The organism is Coraliomargarita algicola (assembly GCF_033878955.1).
Lineage (GTDB): Bacteria > Verrucomicrobiota > Verrucomicrobiia > Opitutales > Coraliomargaritaceae > Thalassobacterium > Thalassobacterium algicola.
In genome coordinates, this window is record NZ_CP138858.1 from 2,616,584 (window position 1) to 2,638,927 (window position 22,344).

Genomic DNA, 22,344 nt, shown 5'->3' on the forward strand with positions numbered 1-22,344 from the left:
CGTCAAATCGCATTAGTATAAATAGAAACCGCTTCGCCAATTCGATAGACTCATGCTTGTCGAACGAACTTCGCTACAAACGACTCTCCCGAGGCACGAACTTCTTACTGCATTGTTATACATAGCAGGGGTACCAAACAAATCAGCACCAACACCAAATCTAGCAAAAGCGACTAAACTCACAGCTACGTGGCAATGGTGAGTATTCAAATATAGGATACGATTAAGTTTCGTTTTTTGAGACTTAAAAAGAGCTTGCATACACATTTGCATCGCCTCAAAAGCTAGTTTGGCACGAAAAAAGCTCTAGCGAGCAATCACCACACACAACCATTATGCGATCTACATCTAAACTCCCCATCGTATGCCTCGTAGCACTTTTCGTAGCGGGTTCAGCCTCAGCCGCAGTCAACGTAACACTTGAGGCGGTGGGGGTCGACGTCGTTGCGACAGTAACTGGCACTGCCAATCTTACAGATCTGACTTATGAAGACTCCGGTAACTTTGGCGGTGGCGGGCTCTCGAGTAGCGCGGGTTCGTTTTTAGTAGGAACAGGTGAATTTGACATATACTCCCTCCTGCCCTCGATCCCATTTGGACCTGGGGGAAATTTCACGAGCGACAGCAACACGGGGAGTGCGCTTGGAGTATTTTTCTATACTACAATTACCACATTGCTAGTGCCCGCTGACTACGCTTCTGGCGAGAGCCTCAATGCAACATCGACCTTCAATAACAAGACAATCGCAGATATCGGCGCGACGCCAGGCAGCTACGTATGGAACTGGGGGACTGGTGCAAACGCCGACAGCGTCACGCTGACCGTCGTGCCCGAAAGCAACACTTACGCGGCTCTGGCTGGTATCTTCGCACTGGCCTGCGTGGCGATGCGTCGACGCAAGTAGTGCTTTAAATTCAAGTTGCCATCTTGGGCGCGTGGACTGAAGTTCTGGCCATGCTCCCGATTCACGAACAGTTTTATACCTTCCAAGGCGAAGGCGTGCACGCGGGCCGAGCGGCTTATTTTATTCGCACCTTTGGTTGTCCGGTGCATTGCCCTTGGTGTGATTCTGCGGGGACTTGGCACCCGGACTATATTCCCGAAAAAATCCAACGCTTCTCGGTCGAGACTCTGGTCACGGAAGTAGCCAAGACCAAGGCTGAGTTTGTCGTCGTCACCGGCGGCGAGCCCGCAATTCACAATCTAGCGCCCCTAGTCGATGCGCTGCATGCAATCGAACAAAAGGTGCATTTAGAAACGAGCGGTGCCTTTGAAATCAAGGGGGACTTCGACTGGATCACCCTCAGCCCGAAACGCTGGAAGCTGCCGCTAGCGGTCAACCTTGAGCGCGCGGACGAATTTAAAATCATCGTCGATCGCGAGGAAGCGATTGAGGAATACGCCGAGGTGATCGGAGCAACGACCAAGCCCGTTTGGCTACATCCTGAATGGTCGAGGCACAACGATGCCGCCACCTTAGACGCGATTACGGAATGGGTGAAAGCGCAGGGCGCCCCCTACCGCGCAGGCTGGCAGATGCACAAACACTATGCAGCCGACCTCAAAGACACGCGCAGCGCACCCGCCGCCCCTTTAGGCGGTGATCCGAAACAGGGCTTCTGATAGTGTCCGTTTATGTCAGCTCGAAGAAAACTGCTCTCACACAGCGCGGACGTGACAAGTCGCGCCCCTACAAATAGCATCCGCATGAGCAGCTAAAAAAAGCCCGCGCAGTTTTCACTGGGCGGGCTTCGGAAATGAATGTAGCGAAATCGCTTAATCGACGAGGTAGGCCTTCACGATTTTTTGCTCTTCGACGGGCTTGTCGCCGGCACCGGTTTCGACCTTCTCAATCTTCACCACGTTGTCATAGCCTTTCACGACTTTACCAAAAATGGTGTGCTTGTCGTTGAGCCACTCAGGCTTGCTGGTGGTAATAAAAAACTGACTACCGTTTGTCATGGGACCGGAATTGGCCATCGCGAGCATGCCTTCGCTGTCGAAACGAGCTTCAGGGCTGAACTCATCGGGAAAATTCTTGCCCCAGATGGACTCGCCACCGGTGCCTTGGCCCAAGGGGTCGCCACCTTGAATCATAAAGCCATCGATCACACGGTGAAAGATGAGATCATTGTAATAGCCGTCTTCGATGTGACCCACAAAGTTCGCCACAGCAAGCGGTGCGATGCTGGGCATTAACTCGATTTCGACATCACCTTGTGTCGTTTCGAGCACGATGTTAAAGTTGTCCTTCTCCTTCCACTCATCCGCAACATCCTTAAACTCGGCCATAGCGGCTTCTTGTGCTGCAGCCTGAGCTGCCATCATTTCAGCTTGCTGCGCTTGCATGCTCGCTTGAGCGGCTTGAATACGAGTCTGAATGAACTCCTGGAAAGCAGGCATCTTGGCCTCTAAGCTAGGATCTGGAGCCTGGTCCATGGCGCCCTTGGCGAAACCTTTGCTAATCTTGCCAGCTTCTTCACTGCCGAAACCGAGTTGCTGTAATCCGGACTGCATCACGATCACAGCACCAATCTTTTGCAATGAAGCGGAGCTGATGCTGGGAAATTCTTCCGCTGCAGCCTGAATGGCTTCGGCGCGTGCTTGTGCCTCGGCAAATGCGGCTTCGACATCAGCTTGATCGAACGCACGCAGATCCAACTCGCCTGTTAAACCTTTTTCAAGACCATCGGCAAGCACCGCCACTTGCTCTGCGTCGAGCTGTAAGGAAGCCACACCACCGCCTTGAGCTGTGAGATAGCCTACAATTTCGATCAACTCGTCTTCGGACACTTCCACAGCTTCAACGGCTGCGGCGACTGCTGGAGTGGCGTGGTCGTGACCGGCGTGATCATGTCCCGCGTGATCGTGACCTGCGTGATCTTGAGCAAATGCTGGAGTCGCGGCCATTAGCGCCACGAGAAGAAATCGATACGATTTGGAATACATATAAGTGTTGTGTGAATAGAATTTCGGGGTGAAAGGCCGCTAGATTTGCGCCTCGAATCAAAAGGTCAACTGACTATCTTGATTTTGAAGAGACAGAGCCTGAACAATAAAGTTCATAATTAGCTCCCTTTAAGCGATCGGGCTCACTGTTGATCGCCTGCGATTGCCGTCTATCCGAGATCGTATTGATCGATCCGCTTACGCAAGGTCGCACGTGTCATCCCGAGTATTTCAGCGGCGCGAACTTGCTTCCCACCGGACTCTCCAAGTGCACGGGCAATCAGTGCACGTTCGGCATGTTCCAAAATGTTGGTATCATGCGAATCACGTAATGCCTGGTAAACGGCATCATAGGGATCGGGAAGTGGCTGCCCCAACAGGGTTGTAGGGTCGGGTGCAGGCACTCGCTCGGCCACTGCCGCAGTTTCCATAGTTTCCTGAGGGGCGACTTCAACGACTGCGTCTTCCGCAACAGGCTCGACTTCGGTGGTAGATGGCTCAGGCGCGGCCGATGGAGACGCGGCATGGATCGCCTTCACGACTTCTTGTGGCAGATCTTTGATCAGAATCATGTCGCCCTGCGCCAGCACTGCGCTGCGGTAAATGAGATTCTCGAGTTCGCGCACGTTGCCTGGCCAGCGATATTGATTGAGCAGGGCCAGTGCTTCGGGCGAAATGGACTTGGTGTCGGCCTTGCTGTCACGGGCGAGGCGCTTCAACACGAAGTCGATCAGTTTCGGCACATCCTCTTTGCGCTCACGCAGCGGCGGCAATTGAATGCGAACGACATTAAGACGGTAATAAAGGTCTTCGCGGAAGGTCTTGTCTTTGACCATTTCTTCCAGCGGCTTATTCGTGGCCGCCAGCATGCGGACGTTGACCTTGATGGTCTCGCTGCTGCCGACGCGTTGAATCTCGCCTTCTTGTAGGGCGCGCAGGATTTTGGTCTGAGTGGTCAACGCCATGTCGCCAATCTCATCGAGGAAAATCGTGCCTCCATCACAGAGTTCGAACTTACCGATACGTTGATTGGTCGCACCAGTGAAAGAGCCTTTTTCATGGCCGAAGAGCTCGCTCTCGATCAAATTTTCCGGAATCGCTGCGCAATTGACTGCGATATAGGGCTTCTGGGCACGCAGACTATTTTGATAAATAGCACGAGCGATCAGCTCCTTACCGGTGCCACTCTCACCAGTCACCATCACGGTGACATCGCTGGCGGCGACTTGACCGATCATTTTAAAAACTTCCTGCATCGCGGAAGAGCTTCCGATAATGCCGCCCTCGATATCTTCATTTGAAACGGCCGGAGCGGCCTCTTCTTTGCCCGCCTTATCCAAATCCTTCGACGCCGCGATGGCCGACTCGGTCAAGGTGAGGATCTTTTTCAGATCGAAGGGCTTCATGATGTAATCGAAAGCTCCGAACTTCATGGCCTCAATCGTGGTCTGAGTGGTGCCATAGGCCGTCATCAAAATGATCATCGCATTTGGATTGATCCCGCGCAGATGCTGTAAGGCCTCCATTCCACTCATGCCTCCCATACGATTATCCAGCAGGATGACGTGTGGATTGTGCTGCTCCGCCATGCTCAAGCCTTCTTCGCCGCTGGCCGCTTCGAGCACCTCGTACTGACGCCCGGAAAGGACGCGTTTTAATGAATAGCGGAGATCGTTATCATCATCGATAACGAGAACTTTAGGCGTGATAGGTGCGTGACTCATACTGATCTGAATAGGTGAATGAATAAGAAGCCTAGGCGATATTAAAGCAAGTTACATACTAAATACGCCATTTTGGGCGGAAAATCAAAGCTGCACATCGACTGCGCAGCTGACTTGGCGGGCCTTGGCACGGGCTTCGTCGATACTGGCCCCGCGCGCGATGGCCACCCCCATGCGCCGCTTGCCTTGCACGGCGGGCTTACCAAACAGGCGCAGCTGGGTATCCGGCTGACTCAGCGCCTCGCCTAAATGACCAAAAGAAACATTGTCCGACTCACCGGCGACTAAAATCACAGCCGAGGCGGAGGGGCCATGCTGCACGATGTTGGGGATCGGCAGCCCTAGAATCGCTCGGGCGTGCAGCGCAAACTGGGAGAGGTCCTGCGAGATCATAGTCACCATGCCGGTATCGTGGGGGCGCGGTGATACTTCACTGAAAATGACCTCATCCCCCTTGATAAAGAGCTCCACGCCGAAGATGCCACGTCCACCAAGCGCATCCGTAATTGCCAGCGCGTAAGCCTGCGCCTCCTTGAGCGCGACGGGCGACATCGGCTGCGGCTGCCAGGACTCGCGATAGTCGCCGTCTTCCTGCGTATGCCCGATCGGATCACAAAAGGAGGTGCCGCCGACATGGCGCACGGTGAGTTGGGTAATCTCGTAGTCGAAATCAACAAAGCCTTCGACGATGACCTTCCCCTTGCCAGCACGCCCACCTGCTTGCGCGTAGTCCCATGCCGCTTTGATTTGCTCGGTAGTTTTCACGGTGCTTTGGCCCTTGCCGGAGGAGCTCATGATCGGCTTGACCACACAGGGCAGGCCGATGGCTGCAATCGCAGCATTAAATTCTTCTTCGGTGGCCGCGAACCGATAAGGCGATGTCTTGAGGCCCAGTTCTTCCGCTGCCAAGCGGCGAATGCCTTCGCGATTCATAGTCAGCTGAGTGGCCCGCGCGGTGGGGATGATGGTGGCGACACCTTCACGCTCCAGTTCAGCCAATGTGTCGGTGGCGATCGCTTCGACTTCCGGCACCACATAATCAGGCTTTTCCGCTTCGATAATCCGCCGCAGGGCTGCGCCATCCAACATGGAAACGACATGCGCCCGATCTGCCACCTGCATCGCAGGCGCATCCGCGTAGGCATCCGCCGCGATCACTTCGACGCCGTAACGCTGGAGCTCGATAACGACCTCCTTCCCCAGTTCTCCCGAACCGCAAAGGAGCACTTTGACCGCTGAAGATTTAATGGCGTTCCAATCGTGACATTCATGATTGGGATATGACGGGGAAGACGATTGCGCGTCAAGCGTGCGCACTTCGAATCTAATCGCGCGTAATCGCGTCCATTCGTGGTTTCAACAGTGCAGAAGCCTCCTTGGGATCTTCGCTTAAACCCGAACAAGGGCCCACATCGTCCATCCGTACTTCAATTCGGCTGAAGGGATAGGGCACATAAAAACGGTCCCAGCTCTTCAAGCGCCAGGCCCCCGAGTAGTTAAAAGACAGCAAGACAATCGGTGCCCCGGTTTTCAGCGCAATTGTCACCGCGCCCGATTTCATATCGTAGAGCGGACCGCGCGAGCCGTCGGGCGTCAATGCCACATCGTGACCGTTTCGTTGGGCCGCGATGAGATCACGTACTGCCTGAGGGCCACGCTTATAGCGAGAGCCGCGGACGGGGTGCATGCCGAGTTGTTTAACAAATACGGCGGGCCACGCGCCATCTTTGCTGGCGCTAATCAAGGTTGCCAAGCGCCGCTGCCGGAAGTAGCGCACATAAAAAAGCGGTGCCGCAAACAGCCGATTATGCCAAAAAATGACAACCGACGGCTCTGGATCGGCATCGATAAAGGCCTGCACATCCGCGCCCCAGTGAAAGCGCAAAGTGCGTCCCCAGAGTCGCATCAGCAAGGCGAGCACCGCCAACAGCAGGCGCTCATGCCACTTTAATTCGGCAGGACTTTGATGGGTGTCAGACATAATGTAATGGAAAGATGATCGCTTCCAATGCAATGGCAATGCCGTAGCACCACAGGAATTTCGTTTGCGAAAGAGTATTGAAAGCCCCCCCCCGCTTCTCTGTCACTCGGGCTTATAGCGATAGCCGTAACCGTGCACAGTCAGTAGATAGCGCGGCTTCGCGGGTTCGGGTTCGATCTTGTGCCGTAGCTGCGAAACGTGCTGATCCAAGGTGCGGGTGGTCCCTTGGTAATCGATGCCCCAGGCGGCGTTAAGCAGCTCATCGCGACTCAACGCGCGGTCGGCATGCTCGATAAATGCAAGCAACAGCTTATACTCTAACTGAGTCAGCGGAAGCTCTTGATCGCCGCGTAATAATTGACGCCGCGCGCGATCGAGCTGGATGTCTCCAAAGTACACCGGACTCTCCGCGCCGCTTTGGTTGGCGCAAGTGCTGTTGGCGGCGCGCCGCAGTGCGGCACTCACTCGCGCCAGTAACTCACGCACGCCAAAGGGCTTGGTCATATAATCGTCTGCGCCCAGTTCGAGGCCTAGCACTTTATCGATCTCTTCACTCTTGGCGCTGAGCATAATGATGGGCAGGGCCGCGTCACTTTTGCGAATTGCGCGACAGACGTCGTAACCACTCAAGCGAGGCATCATAATGTCGAGAATCGCCAGATCGGGACTGGTAGATTCAAAGAGCGCGAGCGCTTCTTCGCCCTGAGTCGCGACAGCCACACGATAGCCCTCGCTTTCTAAAAGATCGACTAAAACCAGGCGAATGCTCGCGTCGTCTTCGGCAATGAGTATCTGTTTGGGATCAGCCATGGACTTGTAAAATAAAGGAACAACCGCTGGGGTGATTTGATTCGAGCTTGAGCGTGCCGCCCATTTCCTCGGCCAATCGCGCCGCGATACTGAGGCCGAGCCCACAGCCGGGGCGTTCTGCAGTCAAACGATCATCCGATCGATGAAAGGCGTTAAAGACTTGTTTGCGCTCGGCGGCCGGGATGCCGGCTCCGTAATCAGTGACGCGCAAGCACCAGCCGGAGCTCTCACGCGTGAGCACCACCTCCGCGCGCTCGCCGGAGGAGGCATATTTAGCCGCATTATCGAGCAAGTTAAGCAGTATTTGCTCCAATGCATCGCGGTCGACATGGGCTTCCAACATCTCATCCGGCGTCGCGACCGTGATACTTAAGCCGTCCGCTTGCAGGCGATCGACCTGAGCCGCAACAATTTCTCGAACGGCACTGCTCAACTCAATCGCCGCAACCTGGCCGCGATGTTGGCCGCGTTCCAGCCGACTGAAATCGAGCACGTTATTTACCAGACGCGTGAGCCGCTGCGTTTCGTTGACCATATTTTGCAAATACGCGCGTTGCTTGTCGGGATCTTTGACACGTCCAGCGTGCAACATATCGGCAAACAAGCGAATGCTGGTCAGCGGCGTTTTCAGCTCGTGCGATACATTCGCCACAAAGGTGGTCTTACGCTCAGCATCGCGGGCATCGCGACGCGCTTGCCAAATCAAGAGCGTCGAGCCGAGCAAGATCGCCGCACTCAGCCCCACGATAAAGAGCCCCCCCACCAACCGAAAGCTACTGCCAAAGGTATTCGCGCCATTGGCACGAAAGGTCTCGATTCGCCACTGCGGCAGCGCACTGCCCACTGCGAGAGTCAGCTCTGGCACCAACGATACTTCGCGGCTACTATAGCGCGGCGCATAATCTCCCGCGACCACATGCCCCTGCGCATCCACTAGGCGAAAACGCAGCCCCTCGTTTTGCGATAGGCTGATCGCTTTGGAAAGCTCGGCGACAATGGCCTCCCGGTTTAGCCAGACGCCAATATAGTTCTCACGATCCGGCAAGCCACTCCACGCCATCCACGCTTCAGTCCCGCCGACCATGGAACTCACCCACGCTTGACGCATCGGTGCGCGTGCGTCAGCGCCATCCTCCCGCGAACTCAGCTCGGGAGCGCGGTCCGCCAGTTGCTGCGCAGCACCTGAGCGCTGCCGCGCTGGCGAAGCTGGCATAGGCAACTCCGCGAAGTCTGCCACATCCGCCTTCGATTCGGCTTCGTCCTCTGCCAAGGAACTAAAAATACTGCTAAGCCCCACCCGATTATCGACGTTGACCTTACGCACCGCAGCACGTTGCTCTTTCAAAGCTATATTCTGCGAAACAACCTTCTGCTGCACCGCAGGCACTTCTATTTCATCTCCAGCGCTTGCGTAGGCAGCATCCATTTCCATCGCAGCTGCAGGGGCCGCCGCATAGGCATCGCTTGGCGCACTGGACGTACGCGCGGCAACTGGGGCCGCCTGCACCACATCCTCCGGCAACAAACGCTCGTCCTCAAAATCAGGCAAAGTCCAGGGAAATTCACCGTCCCCCGCCCGAAGCGAGCTTGGCGACGGCAATTGCCCGCGCTCACCGAACCAAGCCGTCACCGCGTCCGAGCCGCGAAAGTAAAAGCCTGCCGCGATATAAGGATTGCCCTCAACCAACTCGGCCAGCGCGATGCGCGGCTCCGGCACCGTCCGCACGGCGACCAACCCCTCGCGGACCCCGTCGCGCAGCTCGCCCATTAATAAATCGATACTTTCGGCGACCGATGCCGTCCGGTTGGCCAAAGTGCCGGCGGCCAAAGCCTCCACCCGATCGGCTTCGCGCCCCAGCAACCACCACGCGGCCGCAGCCATCGCCAGCGTGGCTCCGAAGAGGAGGCACCAGGCAAATATGACAGGACGGAAGCGCATAGGAGGAAGAATTGGAGATTGAAATCGTAGGGGCGCGACTTGTCACGCCCGCAGTTCGCTCACAACGGCTTCGCCGTCGTGCTACAGTGTTCACATGCAATGGCATTGTGACAAGTCAGGCCCCTACATAAAACACTACTGCACCGACTGCTGGTTACGCGACTGGTAACTATCGGCACGAAAGCTCTTACGCTTTTCATTCGACAAGCCCTTCGTTTGCACCTGATCGGCTTCTTGCTCCAACACAGCACTCGGCGCAGCGAGCACCTCATCGCCGAGGAAACCATAATCAGCTGAAATCTGACCGACCACACTGCGCAGGCGATTGGCCGCCTCGTCGCGATCCCCGGCATCGGCGTATGTAATGGCAGCTTCCTTGGCCTCCGCCACCCGATTATCCACCACATTTTGCGCAATGTCCTTGCGCGCAGCAGCCACCACTTGCTCCACCTCATCCGTGTAACGAATCGGAACCGACACTTGCTGTGTGCGCATATGCGACTCACCCACCGCGTTATAATTGACTTCGACTTCGATCAAGTCCTCCACAGCGCCCACCACACCTTTGGGCACACGCATTTCGACCAGCGCCAGTTTTTCCAGACCGCTATAGACCTGCGGCATGCGGAAGCGCGCGCTGCCATCGTTGAGCTCGGCTTCGCGCCCAAGACTCTTGATAATGCGCGCCCCTCCACGCGGACGCACAATGATTTCGATATTGGTGGCCGCAACATTGAGCGCATCGCCCAGCTCTCCCGCAAAAATCCGCGGCAGATCGTCGGCATTTTCGACAAAATACGTATTCCCCTGCCCGGCGTCGGCCAAAGTCGTCATGATATCTTCATTAAAGCCCAGACCGAGACCAATGGTGCTGATCACCATGTCCTCACCGGCCAGCGCACGCCCCAGAGCACGAAAATCTGCCACCTGCGAAGGACCACGATTGGCCAAACCGTCCGAGAGCAAAATCATACGATTAATGTAGCCGTCCTCGCGATGACGCCGCAGCTCTGCAGCTGCTTGGCTCAGCCCTGCGTAAATCGCAGTATTGCCCCGCGCCGTAACTTGACGCAGCGCACGCTTCATCGCCCGAAGTCCCGCCGGGGTAACATGCTGCGACGACACCAAGGTTTCGACATCGTGATCGTAGATAATCACCGAAACCCGGTCACGCGGCCCCAGTCGTCCAACGGCGACTTCTGCAGCTTGAATCGCTTGTTCAATTTTCTCACCACTCATCGAGCCGGACCGGTCCAGCACCAAGCTTAAATTCACAGGCGGACGCTCTCGATCGTTCGGCAAATCAGAAGGTAGAATTTTAATTTGCACCACCACGTCCTCTGCCTGATTCGCAGGCACCACTGGACGATCCAGCGCCGCATCGACCTGCAGAACTTCAGCGGTGCGAATGATATCGGCTTGGGCGGTCAGCCCGCAGACGAGCGCCAAGGTGAGTAAAACTTTAGGAATTCGATTTTTCATAATATTGATCTGTTTTGAGAGAATGCGTGATTGCCCCCACAGAATATCGAATCGCCGCTCAAATGTCGTCATGCCCCCGTAAAAGGATTGTCAGGATTTTGTCATGGAGTTGGAGTTCCGCCTTTAGGCCCAATGCCTTTAAGGATTGGATTTTAGTTAGCGCAATCATTTAAGACTCGTACTTTTAGTACGATTGCTTCTTTTGTATGAATGAGCGCATCCACCTCCTTGTGTTTCCCGTTGTTTTCTAATTTTCCAGCTGCCTTTGAGGAGCTATTTAGCCGTGAGAGTTGCGCTCTGATTTTCGCGCAGCACGGTCCTCGCGGTGGTGGCCAAGCCAAGTTAAATGGCTGGGAATGGTTGATGTCCAGGGTCTACCATGAGTTGGCACGTTCGGGTACTTTCTCGTCTAATACCAAGGCGGTATCCGGAGTGCGCATCTCGGACAGCGCGCTCAGCCAGCGGGCCTTGTCGATTGGCGAGAAGCTGATCGAAGAGATACTGCCTATCGCGCTACGTCCGTTAGCCGACCGTGAGCGAGATGTGCAGGCCTTTTATCATGCATATCGGTTGGTGGCCATCGACGGGACTCGTTTCAATTTACGTAATACCGGAACCATTAATGAACAGGCTTCAAAAGTGGCTTGCAACCGCGGTAGCGGTGAACCTGCTTTCGCGCATTTGCTGGCAGTTGTCCTGGTGGAATTGGGTATGCACCAACCTTTGGGCACCCGTTTAGGCTGGCAAGGCGAGGGCGAGTTGACACTCGCGCGGCAACTGTTTGCGGCGCAGGATCTGCCCGAGCGCAGTCTGCTTTTAGCCGACCGACTGTTCGGTTATCCTTCGCTGATCTGGGGACTCTGGTCAATGCTCCGGCGCACACACAGTTACGTTCTGGTTCGAATAAAGTCTAATCTCAAAGCCAAGCGCACGCGGCAACTCGCGGATGGTTCATGGCTAGTCGAAGTCAAAGCGGTTGATCCATCCACACGCAAGAAGGTGGGGGTACTCGAACTACGTGAGATCTATGGTCGAGTCTGCTATGAAGACCAGAATGGTCACCGTTCGTGTCTTCAAATACGCTTGTGGACGAGTCTGCTCGATGACACCACCAGCCCAGCCACAGAACTGATCGCCCTTTACGCCGCACGCTGGGAGGAAGAGTTATTCTTCCGAGAACTCAAAAGCCACCTGCACGCCCGCGGAGAACTACTTGACGCACTCACTCCGCAAACCGCAGCCCAAGAAGTGCTCGCGATGCTCTTAGCGGCCGCGCTGATCGCCAAGCAGCGCCAAAGCGTCGCTTCTGCCGCAGGCGTTGAGCCCTTGCGCATCAGCTTTGCCAAGGTTTTGCACAAGACAGCCGCACTGTGCGAGCTACTGCAAGTCGGTGCAGACTTGATCACCCCGCAAGCGCTGGCTCAGTGGATACAGCGACTCTTAGATGATCTTATATATGATGCCGTTATTAAAAAACGAAGACCTAGAACTTGCCCCAGAACCCTACGACAACCCACAAAAGACTGGCCAAAAACTAAAGTTGCCCAGTCAAAACGAGTTGTTAAAACTATAGAAGTCACCAATCCTTAAAGACATTGGCCTAAAGGCGGAACTCCAACCTGATCAAACGGCTGCCCATTCAACTTGACCCCTCACACGCAAACACCATCTTTGGACCGCTTATGACAGCTCCAGCATCCAATGACGCACTTATGGAAGATATCGTCGGCCTCTGCAAACGCCGCGGTTTTATCTTCGCATCTTCTGAAATTTACGGTGGCTATAATGGCTTCTACGATTACGGCCCACTCGGTGTCGAGTTACGTAACAACATCAAGCAAGCTTGGTGGCGCGACATGGTGCAACGCCGCGATGATATCGAAGGCTTGGACTCGACCATCATCATGCACCCCGACATCTGGAAGGCCTCCGGACATATCGACAGCTTTTCCGACCCATTGGTCGACTGTAAAGAATCGAAGCGTCGCTACCGCGCCGACCAACTGTTCTTCGCGCCCGTCATTCTGGACGGCGAAAACGTCGGCTATGTCGCATTTGTAGAAGGCACCGATAGCGCCAGCATCATCAAACGCGCCAAAAAGCTACGCGACAATCTCGACAAAAAGCAGTCGAAGCTCGACGAAGCCGCGCTCAGCAGCGACCACACGGAATTTACCGAGGCCACAGATGCACAGCGCGAACTGACGCTCGCGCCAGACGCCAACAAGGTCGGCACGCTAACAGCACCGCGCGCATTTAAGCTAATGTTTGAGACCAAGGTGGGCCCACTCGCCGACGACTCTGCGGTCGCCTATCTGCGCCCGGAAACTGCACAGGGCATCTTTGCCAATTACAAGAACATCGTCGACACCGGCCGCGTAAAGATTCCTTTCGGCATCGCGCAAATCGGCAAGGCTTTCCGCAACGAGATCACACCGCGTAACTTCATCTTCCGCTCGCGCGAGTTCGAACAAATGGAGATCGAATACTTCATCGCGCCCGACGCCGACTGGAAGGCGCTCCACCGCGAGTGGATCGACACCTGCACCGACTGGCTGGTCTCAATCGGCCTGTCCCGCGAAGGCATCACCGAGGACATCCACCCAACCGAGAAGCTCGCCTTCTACTCACAGGCCACAACCGACCTCATGTATCAGTTTCCCCACGGCGAACAAGAGCTCTGGGGTATCGCCTGCCGTAGTGACTACGATCTACAACAGCATCAGAAGCACTCTGGCAAATCCATGGAGATCTTCGACGAGACCTCCAAGACCAAGTATGTGCCCCACGTCATCGAACCTTCGCTCGGCGTCGACCGCACACTGCTGGCCGTGTTGACAGCTGCTTACACCGAAGACGAAGTGCCCAACGACAAGGGCAAAGTCGAAAAGCGCACTGTAATGAAGTTCAGCCCGAAGATTGCCCCTGTCAAAGCCGCCGTCTTCCCGCTACTCAAGAATAAGCCCGAACTGGTGGAAGTCGCCCAGAAGCTCTACAAGAAATTACAACGCCGCTGGAACGTCTTCTACGACGCCTCCGGCGCGATCGGTCGTCGCTACCGTCGTCAAGACGAGATCGGCACCCCCTTCGGCATCACCATCGACTTCGACACCATCGAAAAAGACGGCACCGTCACGCTACGCGATCGCGACACCTGCGAACAACGCCGCGTAACCGAAGCCGAGCTGTTCGAATTCCTGGAAGAACAAATCGACGGCTAGAACCGGCTCGAGAATCAATTTTCAAAATCCCACAGCCGTAAAGACTGTGGGATTTTTTTGTCCATAAGTGTATATAAGCCGGGAAGACCTCCGACCTCCGACCTCTGACCTCTGACCTCTGAAATAAGCTTAAGCGAACAATCATTCTGCAGAAAAAATCCCACAAGATTTGAAGCCCCGACGAATCAGATGCACGCGAGGCCTAACTGCGCAGTTGTCGGCGCAGATCCAAGGTATGCTTAAACTCAGGAGCAAGCTTGGGCTTAAACTGCTCTGGCTTGCGCCCGAGCAGATCATCGGCGCTCTGCCAACGCTCCGATCGGCGCTGCGCCGCCTCCTCTGCGTCTTGCGGACGGCCTTCATAAATCGGCGCAAAGGGATTCCAATAATGATAACGCGCGGCCTGCATCGTTTCACCGGAACTTTTCGAGACCCATTCAAACTCCAGCGGCGACTGAATCGGCACATGCGGATGTAAGGCAGGATAGGCACTCGCACATTTATAACGCACACCACAGATCATTTTGCCATCCACTAGCTCGAAGGGCACCTCGACACCGTTGACCAATAGCACAGCCTCCTCAGCTAAACCCGGCTCAGACAGCGTCACCTGCAAACGGTCGCTCGAATTATCGACGACACGCACAGTATTGGCCCCCTGACTTTCTTCCGCCATCAGCGGAAAGGACTCGAAGGCTTGCCGCACATCCACGTGTCCACCCGGCACCTTTAATTGTCCCACACTGGGACAACGAAATGCCAACACTGGCTCCAACCACTCAGCCTCAAAGGCGAAGCCATGCGCGGCCAAATCATCGCAGATGGCCTGCACATCTTCCCATAAAAAGGCGGGCAAGAAATAACGATCATGCAACAGTGGCCCAAAGCGATGGAGTGGCTCAGTAAAGGGCGCCTGGCACAGGCGGGCAATGATCGTGCGCACGAACAACCCGATTACCGACATGGTCTCGATCCGCGGAAAGGTCTCGAAGGCGCGTAATTCGATGATGCCCCATTTGCCATTGGGCGCAGACGGATTACAAAACTTATCAAAGCAAATCTCGGTGCGGTGCGTGTTGCCGGATGAGTCGGTTAGCAGGTTGCGGTAGAACTGATCCAACAACTCCCCCTCCGGCGCACCCGCGAGCCCTTGCACTCCCTCGCAAGCCACTTCAAGTTCATACAATGAATGCATGGGGCCCTCATCCACACGCGGCGCTTGACTGCCGGGACCGACATATTGCCCCGTAAATAAATACGAAAGCGCTGGATGACGCTGCCAGTAACGCAAGATCGAAACAATACGATTAGGCTGAAGCAGAAAGGGATTTTGCTCTAAGCTCGGCCCTCCAAAGGCCAGATGCGCACCACCCCCGGTACCATAAATCGCGCCATTGAGTTGCTGCTTGGTCAACTGCAAACCAACCGTGGCGGCGGCCCGCGCGGACTGACTGAGAAAGCGATCGTATTCTGCCCAGGTAGCCGCCGGAGGCAGATTCACCTCCAGCACGCCGGGATCCGCGGCCAGTCCAAACTTCAGCAACTCGTCGCCCGCCGCTTTGGGCGCATAGCCACAAAACACAATATCGCTAAATTCACTCGCCCCGATGGTCGCATTAAAAAATGCGATCAAGGCTTGGAAGCCCTCCCAATCGAGTGGCGGCACAAAAATCTCCAAAGCACCGTGACGCACCTCGATGGTGAGTGCAGTGCGCATCGTCCCCTCAGCCAGATCCCCCAGCGGCAAACGCAGTCCGACCGGGCTGTCGCCCATAAACAATTGCAAGGGATTTGAGTCCGAAAACGGCCACTCCGCGGAGCTCCACGCTCCCTCGACATAATCCATCGGCAAGACCCAGCCGGTCGGCGTCGACTTTTCGGCCTCGTAAGCTGGCAGCACAAAATCGCTCAGGCCGAGCTGATCCGCCGTGGTCTGCATCAATCCTTCAGCAGCCAATGGGTCGTTCTGCCCCTCCACATCATCCAATAAAATCCGCTCTGTTTCCGCCCACAACGGCTCCCCCGACTTGCGGTGCAGAAGCATACAGTTCCAACGCGGCAGAGGCTCGCCGGGATACCACTTGCCAAAGACCTGCATCGTCAAGGCTCCGGGGTAGTTTTCGCGAATCAACTCCGCCGTCATGCGTCGCGCGTAGCCAAGCTTCTGCTCCCCCATGGCGGCATTATTCCACTCCGGAGCATCAGGATGGGCGGGAATAAAGGTGGGCTCGCCCCCCATCGTTAAGGCAATGCCTTGCGACTGGAGCGAGTCTTCAACTTGATTAGCGAGGGATTGGATGGCTGAGTTCATAGTAAAATTCGTAGGGGCTTCATTCGTCGATCCTTTCGATTTCGAGACTGACTTCCATCGTCGATGCGACGGAGTCTTTGGCAAAAAAGGAGCCTTGGATGGGGTCTACGGCTTTGGGATCATGCGAGACTCCGCAGGGAATAAAAAATCCGTTCGCGAGAATACCATTGGTGGGATCGAAGCCCTTCCATCCGGCACCCGGTAAATACACCTCCGCCCAAGCGTGCATAGACCCCACTGCACGATTGTAAAGATGCTCTCCGCTGCCCTCGACTGGTGGATCATATAAATAACCGCTGCAAAACCGGGCCGCGAAGCCAATCTGCCGGGTGATCGCAATAAAAAGCACGGCCATATCACGACAAGACCCGCTACCAAGCTGCAGCGTCGTATCCGGATCTTGAATACCCTCTTCGTCACGACGCACATAATCAATCTCACGCGCCACCGCAGCATTCAGATCTGATAAAAACTGCACGACATCGGCATGCTGCATCGGATTCGGCACTGCTGTATAAAACCAATCCAACACCCGCCCCGCTCCTTTGGCTGGCTGCGTGCCCACATAGGGGCGCAGCGCAGTTAAATCCGGTTCACGATAACTGAAAGGATAGCCTGTGGCATAAGCATCTAAAATAAAATCGAAGGGGTTATCCTCACCGACTTCAATCTCAGTCATCGTATCGAAGCTCAATTCCTGAGACTCCAGCAAACCAAAATTGCAACGCAAGACTAGGTTCCCATAGGCATCGCGCACCCATCGCTGGCGCGATGCCGGCGTAGTCTTGACCTCAAAGTGCGTCACATGACGCAGGTGACTATTCAACGGCCGTAGAAACAGGGCGTGGTCACTAAAACTGACGGGGCGCTCGTAAGTGTGCGCAGTCCTATGCTGGATTCGTAATTTCATGCGCTTTATTGGTTCGTTCGAGAGAGACGATGACGTTCAGTCGTTGATCGGTGGCACCTTTATACGTGCCACGCATGGGGGCCACATCGCGGTAGTCCCGCCCCACGGCGACTTCGATGTGCCGTTCGCCGACGGCTTGGTTATTCGTCGGATCGAGCCCCCACCAGGTGCCCCCGGGCAGATAGACTTCCACCCAAGCGTGACTGGCCGCCGCACCGATCAGCGAGGCATCGGTCTTCTCAGGATCGTAGGCTTCGATATAGCCGCTCACATAACGTGCGGGGATTCCATTGCTACGTAGAATCGCCAGCATCAAATGAGCAAAGTCCTGACACACCCCGCGCCGCTGCTTGACCACGTCCGCAATGGGCGTGGAGATATCCGTCGAGCCCGACTGATATTTAAAATTCTCAAAGATCCAGCTGTAAAGTGTGCGCAGGGAATCTCCATACGAGTCCGCTTGCTTGAAAAACTGCTTACGAATGCGCCGGTGCTGATTGAGCGGCACATGAAAACTCGGCTCCAAAAATTCGAACAATTGATAACGCATACTGTTGAAAATCTGCCGCACCTCCCCGACAGAAATCTCCAGCGCCGCTGCCGGCGGCTCTACGGCAAAGGTCTCAACCTCAGTTTCGGAAGTAACCGTCAAAGAGTTGTGCCGATGCGGGATCGTGAAAAATTCAACATGATTGCCAAAGTAATCCACATAATGATCCACTTTCGTGGCAGGCGTGATGTCCAGACGTCGTTCGATGATACGCTGCGAATCGTTGGTTTGCGGCCACACCCGTAACTCAGCAAACGACTCGGAAGCCGGCACTGCGTATTTATATTCGGTGGTATGGGAGACTCGGAAGCGCATGAAAAATCAGTAAACAGAGGTCGGATGCCAGAGGTCAGTCAACGGTAACAACACAACCATGCACTGAGAGCAGAAGGATTGCCACTTTGTAAGCAATAAAGAGATATTGTTAGCTATAGAATTCATTTTCTATTTTTTAGTCTCTGACTGCAGGCCACCGTCTAGGCCTAATCCATAGCAAAGAGCGTGGGCTCACGCGCAAAAACATCCTGATGGCTGAAAAAGATGTCTTCGAGTCGCCCATGCAAAGCTTCCACCTGTTCGGCCAGCCCGGAGAAAGCCTCGCCTACAAAATCCGCAGTATGATGCATTGACTTAGGCTGTACCTCACCGGCATCCAACCAGTCGACCTCTCCCATCGGGCTTTGCGCCAACGGAAAATGAGCCAGAACTTCGAGCAATACCCGGATCTGCTGACGCAAGTCCCCACCCAAGGCACGATCTTCGCCATGGGAAAGCGTACTAATCGCATAGTCCAGATTGCGCAGGCAGAAATTCACCGAACTGGGCACGTGCTTCCCCTGTAAGATCAAACTGCAAATACGATCCACATAGGCACGTGAACGAAACTCTCTGCGATACGCGTCCAAAGAGCCCAGCAAGCGCAGCAAGGCAGTCAAGTCGGCACTCTCTTCGTCCACTTCATGATAGGCTTCAATCAAGCGCGGCATCGCGACTTTCAAAACCGCTAAGGCCCCCACTGCACGTTCGAAGAAAATGCCAATCCGCAAAAACTGCCAGGTGTCATCGTGCGGCATGGTGCGTTCCGCCGTGCCATTAAAACGTGCCAGTTCACTTACGATATGCTCGCACAGCTCGGTCAAACGCGCCCGGGTCACCACTCGCTTCGCTTCCACATTCAGATACAGCGTAATATCTTCCAAGACCTCACGACATTCCGGACTGATCACTTCGCGAACCTTCTCCAAACAGTTGCGCGCATGACCGATACAGGCGCGCACCGAAGCCCCCTTATTGGCATCCAACAAAAGACTCTTGGAAAATGGCAAGGTATCACGCGGCGGACGTTTCCGCTTGGTGACATCGCTCTGCCCCGTGGCCGCGGCCACGGCTTGCAATAAAGGCCAGTATGTGCGCTGCTCGGCATGCGCCATTTGATCCCAGCGCAAACGTTCTAAAGTGTGGAATTGACGCGATGTATTCTCCGCACGCTCCAAATAGCGCCCCGCCCAGTAGAGCGACTCCGCGATACGACTGCTGATCGAAAAGCGCTCGCCCATCGCGGTCGGCAGGCGCTTAGGGGCAGAATCTTTGACCACACTATCCGGCACCCAGACATCCTTGAGCCCGTCGGTCGCAATGGTTAAACGGCGAGTGCGATGCCCTGTCACTTTTTGCCGCACCATTCCACCCGGCAACACAATCGGCTCCTTACCTAAAATATAATAGACCCGCAAGTAGCCCCCTTTCGCGGTGAACTCGCCATCCTTAAACTGTGGTAACATGGCCGGATCCGGGATCGACTGCGCCACGAAATACTCCGGATGACGCTTGGCCAGCCGCTCCATCGATGCCATGGATTGCCCCGGTCGCCCACCGCAAATCTGCCAAAGCATATCATGGTCCTGCATGGGCTTGAGCACCAACTGCGCCGCATGCTCCGCCACGTAATCCCGCTGATCCACATCACTAAGGTGAAAAGTTTCCACCGAGCGAAGAATGGGGCTCTCATGACGATACTGCCGAATGATACGGTCGCTGTATCGTAGCAAAGCACGGTTATCGGCCACTCCAGAACCAGGCGCATTGACGATCGCGACATTTCCCTGTCGCCACGCATTAATCAGCCCCGGCAAGCCAAAAGCATTTGCATTCGGCACCGCAATCGGGTCCAGCGCCGCACTTTCGACGCGACGATAAATCACATCCACAGGCTCCAAGCCACGGATCGTCTTCAGAAAGACGCAACTCTCGCGCACCAAAAGGTCACTGGGCTGCGCAATAGAAATCCCCATATGACGCGCGATAAATGCCTCTTCGAAGTAGGCCTGCCCCGGCTGACCACTGGTCAACAAAAGAATATGCGGATTCGCCCGACTCGACTGCGCGCGCAACATTTCCAGCAAATAGGTGCTAAAGCCCGCGACCGGGGCCACATCCACACGTTCATACAGCTCAGGAAAGACCTGCGAGAGAATACGCCGGTTTTGCAGCACATGCGACAAACCAAAGGGCGCCCCCATATGATGTTCAACCACCCGCCAATCGCCCTCGCCCGCATCTACCAGATCGAAGGCACCGAACTGAGAGTATTCGCCGTAAGGCACCTCAATCCCACTTAGTTGACGCAAAAAAGCCGGATCACGTAGCGCCAAATCGTGCGGTATCACACGCTCACGCAAAATATTTTGCTCCGAATAAAGGTCTTGCGCATAGGCATTAAAAGCCAGCGCACGCTGCACCACCCCCGATGAAATACGCTGCCACTCCGTCGCACTCAACGAAAGCGGAAACAAGTCCAAACGCCAAGGATTCGCACTGGAGCGACTGGAGGTCACATCCGAGAACTGCAAGCCCAACTCCTCCACCGCATGATTGAGCCGCTTCTGACGTTGGCCTAGATCGCTCTTGGAACAAGAACGAATCACATCCACGATGGGAGAGTAGGGCTTGCGCGCAATGCCGTGACAATCAAACGCAGCAGAAGAGGCCTCCCCGTGAAAGTCACGAAAAGGATCTAGCTTCGAACTGGTTTCGTCGATGTTACGCATAATCCGTCAAAATGGATCGCGATTTGAGCGATTGAAAGCCCAATCTCCGGCAATCGCCTGCAAAAGACATTGCCAAGTTATCGCATAATTCATCATTGGTCGCCTCAGCCTCCGCTGCTGCTCTCCACTTGCCGCTTTACCTGCGAGGGGAAAGCGGCATGATCCCTGTTTTTCAAGTTTTCACTCTCTACTTTCAACTTTCCACTCAGCGCACCGCGCTTCCATATCATGGGCCGTAATTCTATTCACAAAATCAAACGTCCACCTCGTCACTCGAAGGGACCCACAATCGTCTATCTTGAAAACGAAGACGATTTGTTCGAACTGATCGAGCGCACAGAAAATCCCCTGATTTTGGTGCTGGAGGGCGTACAGGACCCACATAATCTGGGTGCCTGCCTACGCACGGCCTCGGGCGCAGGTGTCACTGCAGTGCTCGCACCGGTCAAGGGCGCTTGCGGCATCACACCAACAGTGCGCGACATTTCCTGCGGTGGCGCAGACGATGTGCCCTTCCTGAAAGTGAAGAATATCGGCATGCTCCTGCGTAAGTTCCATGAACAACGCATCCAAATAGTGGGCACCTCGGATCGAGGCAGTGAAATGCTCTACGATGTAAACTTCAAGCAGCCAACCGCATTGGTGCTGGGCAGCGAAGGCTGGGGTCTGCGCAAGGTGACTGGTGATCTATGCGACCATCTGGTCAGCATTCCGATGGCAGGCACTGTGGACTGCTTAAATGTCTCAGTGTCGGCAGGTGTATGCCTGTATGAATGCGTGCGTCAGCGGATGAAGTGATCAACGTCGAACATTGAACGTCCAAGATCCAATGATGAATGGAACGATTCCCTGCATGTGCGGGCGAGTTCTGAGTGACTTTTGCCGCGCGGGAGATTGACGATCCTGCAGGCGTGGACTTCGCATGAGTATGATCTGTAGTTTATAATTTATGTCATAAACATGGACTCTGATTTTAAAGTTTTTGTGTATGGAACCTTGAAGCCCGGGGGCCACTACTGGCCGGAGTTTTGTGCGGGCAAACTGGCGGCGGAGCCAGTGCCAGCGAAAATCCATGGGGAACTCTACGACCTGCACGTGGGCTACCCCGGATTATTACTAAAAGGTGACAAATGGGTGAAGGGCTATGTGCTGAAAATGGCGGATGCCGCGGCCTTCGCGGGCTTGGACTATTTGGAGGGCTATGTGCCGGGCCGACCGGAAGTGGAGAATGACTACAACCGCCTGCGGGTGAACTGCTTTACCTCCGAAGGGGAGCCACTGGATGAAGTGTGGATCTATGAAATGACGGCCGAGAAGATCGCCCAACATGGCGGCACGCGCATCGAAAGCGGTGACTGGCCGGTGTGAATTATACTAATATCAGGATATGCATGATCCAGTAGACGCTCCGAAACTAGC

Annotated in this window: 16 protein-coding genes and 1 pseudogene; 6 read left to right on the forward strand and 11 right to left on the reverse strand. The window is 55.1% G+C overall.

Annotated elements, in window-relative coordinates; genetic code table 11:
• The first annotated feature begins 335 nt into the window (after positions 1 to 335).
• Positions 336 to 905: a hypothetical protein gene (locus tag SH580_RS10525; RefSeq protein ID WP_319834937.1), complete on the forward strand. Its 570-nt coding sequence runs from the start codon at positions 336 to 338 to the stop codon at positions 903 to 905.
• A gap of 50 nt (positions 906 to 955) precedes the next feature.
• A complete protein-coding gene (locus SH580_RS10530) occupies positions 956 to 1,624 on the forward strand; it encodes a 7-carboxy-7-deazaguanine synthase QueE (RefSeq protein ID WP_319834938.1) in 669 nt (222 codons plus the stop codon).
• A gap of 153 nt (positions 1,625 to 1,777) precedes the next feature.
• Here SH580_RS10530 and SH580_RS10535 read toward each other — a convergent pair whose 3' ends face one another.
• From SH580_RS10535 to SH580_RS10565, 7 genes and pseudogenes are all read right to left on the reverse strand, one after another.
• On the reverse strand, positions 1,778 to 2,950 hold the full coding sequence (locus SH580_RS10535; protein WP_319834939.1) for a peptidylprolyl isomerase: 1,173 nt from the start codon (positions 2,948 to 2,950) through the stop codon (positions 1,778 to 1,780).
• Positions 2,951 to 3,120: 170 nt separating this feature from the next.
• The gene (locus SH580_RS10540; RefSeq protein WP_319834940.1) at positions 3,121 to 4,674 is read right to left on the reverse strand and encodes a sigma-54-dependent transcriptional regulator; all 1,554 of its coding nucleotides are present in this window, start codon (positions 4,672 to 4,674) and stop codon (positions 3,121 to 3,123) included.
• 84 nt (positions 4,675 to 4,758) lie between these two features.
• Positions 4,759 to 5,945, reverse strand: a pseudogene (gene purT, locus SH580_RS10545) (formate-dependent phosphoribosylglycinamide formyltransferase).
• 53 nt (positions 5,946 to 5,998) lie between these two features.
• Positions 5,999 to 6,655, reverse strand: a complete 657-nt coding sequence (locus SH580_RS10550; RefSeq protein WP_319834941.1) for a lysophospholipid acyltransferase family protein — start codon at positions 6,653 to 6,655, stop codon at positions 5,999 to 6,001.
• A 102-nt stretch (positions 6,656 to 6,757) separates the two neighbouring features.
• Positions 6,758 to 7,465 (reverse strand): response regulator transcription factor, encoded by a 708-nt coding sequence (locus SH580_RS10555; protein ID WP_319834942.1) that lies wholly within the window; start codon positions 7,463 to 7,465, stop codon positions 6,758 to 6,760.
• Positions 7,458 to 9,404 carry a sensor histidine kinase gene (locus SH580_RS10560; RefSeq protein WP_319834943.1) on the reverse strand — a complete coding sequence of 649 codons (1,947 nt, stop codon included), beginning with the start codon at positions 9,402 to 9,404 and terminating at the stop codon, positions 7,458 to 7,460. The genes SH580_RS10555 and SH580_RS10560 overlap by 8 nt, the downstream gene beginning before the upstream one ends.
• Before the next feature lie 135 nt (positions 9,405 to 9,539).
• Positions 9,540 to 10,886, reverse strand: coding sequence for a vWA domain-containing protein (locus SH580_RS10565; RefSeq protein ID WP_319834944.1), 1,347 nt, complete (start codon positions 10,884 to 10,886; stop codon positions 9,540 to 9,542).
• Positions 10,887 to 11,096: 210 nt separating this feature from the next.
• On the opposite strand from SH580_RS10565, the gene SH580_RS10570 reads away from it, so the two are divergent.
• The gene (locus SH580_RS10570) at positions 11,097 to 12,476 is read left to right on the forward strand and encodes an IS4 family transposase (protein ID WP_319834945.1); all 1,380 of its coding nucleotides are present in this window, start codon (positions 11,097 to 11,099) and stop codon (positions 12,474 to 12,476) included.
• Between the two features lie 92 nt (positions 12,477 to 12,568).
• The gene (locus tag SH580_RS10575; protein ID WP_319834946.1) at positions 12,569 to 14,107 is read left to right on the forward strand and encodes a glycine--tRNA ligase; all 1,539 of its coding nucleotides are present in this window, start codon (positions 12,569 to 12,571) and stop codon (positions 14,105 to 14,107) included.
• Between the two features lie 202 nt (positions 14,108 to 14,309).
• Here the strand turns inward: SH580_RS10575 and SH580_RS10580 are convergent, their stop codons facing one another.
• From SH580_RS10580 to SH580_RS10595, 4 genes are all read right to left on the reverse strand, one after another.
• On the reverse strand, positions 14,310 to 16,418 hold the full coding sequence (locus tag SH580_RS10580) for a transglutaminase family protein (protein WP_319834947.1): 2,109 nt from the start codon (positions 16,416 to 16,418) through the stop codon (positions 14,310 to 14,312).
• Positions 16,419 to 16,437: 19 nt separating this feature from the next.
• The gene (locus tag SH580_RS10585; RefSeq protein WP_319834948.1) at positions 16,438 to 17,328 is read right to left on the reverse strand and encodes a transglutaminase family protein; all 891 of its coding nucleotides are present in this window, start codon (positions 17,326 to 17,328) and stop codon (positions 16,438 to 16,440) included.
• Complete coding sequence (locus SH580_RS10590) at positions 17,306 to 18,193, reverse strand: transglutaminase family protein (RefSeq protein WP_319834949.1); 888 nt, start codon at positions 18,191 to 18,193, stop codon at positions 17,306 to 17,308. Before SH580_RS10590 ends, SH580_RS10585 begins: the two co-directional genes overlap by 23 nt.
• 167 nt (positions 18,194 to 18,360) lie before the next feature.
• Positions 18,361 to 20,925 carry a circularly permuted type 2 ATP-grasp protein gene (locus tag SH580_RS10595; RefSeq protein WP_319834950.1) on the reverse strand — a complete coding sequence of 855 codons (2,565 nt, stop codon included), beginning with the start codon at positions 20,923 to 20,925 and terminating at the stop codon, positions 18,361 to 18,363.
• Positions 20,926 to 21,153: 228 nt separating this feature from the next.
• Between SH580_RS10595 and rlmB the strand changes: the two genes are divergently transcribed.
• Both rlmB and SH580_RS10605 read left to right on the forward strand, forming a co-directional pair.
• Positions 21,154 to 21,723, forward strand: coding sequence for a 23S rRNA (guanosine(2251)-2'-O)-methyltransferase RlmB (gene rlmB / locus SH580_RS10600; protein ID WP_319834951.1), 570 nt, complete (start codon positions 21,154 to 21,156; stop codon positions 21,721 to 21,723).
• A 162-nt stretch (positions 21,724 to 21,885) separates the two neighbouring features.
• The gene (locus SH580_RS10605; RefSeq protein WP_319834952.1) at positions 21,886 to 22,293 is read left to right on the forward strand and encodes a gamma-glutamylcyclotransferase family protein; all 408 of its coding nucleotides are present in this window, start codon (positions 21,886 to 21,888) and stop codon (positions 22,291 to 22,293) included.
• Positions 22,294 to 22,344: the final 51 nt, after the last annotated feature.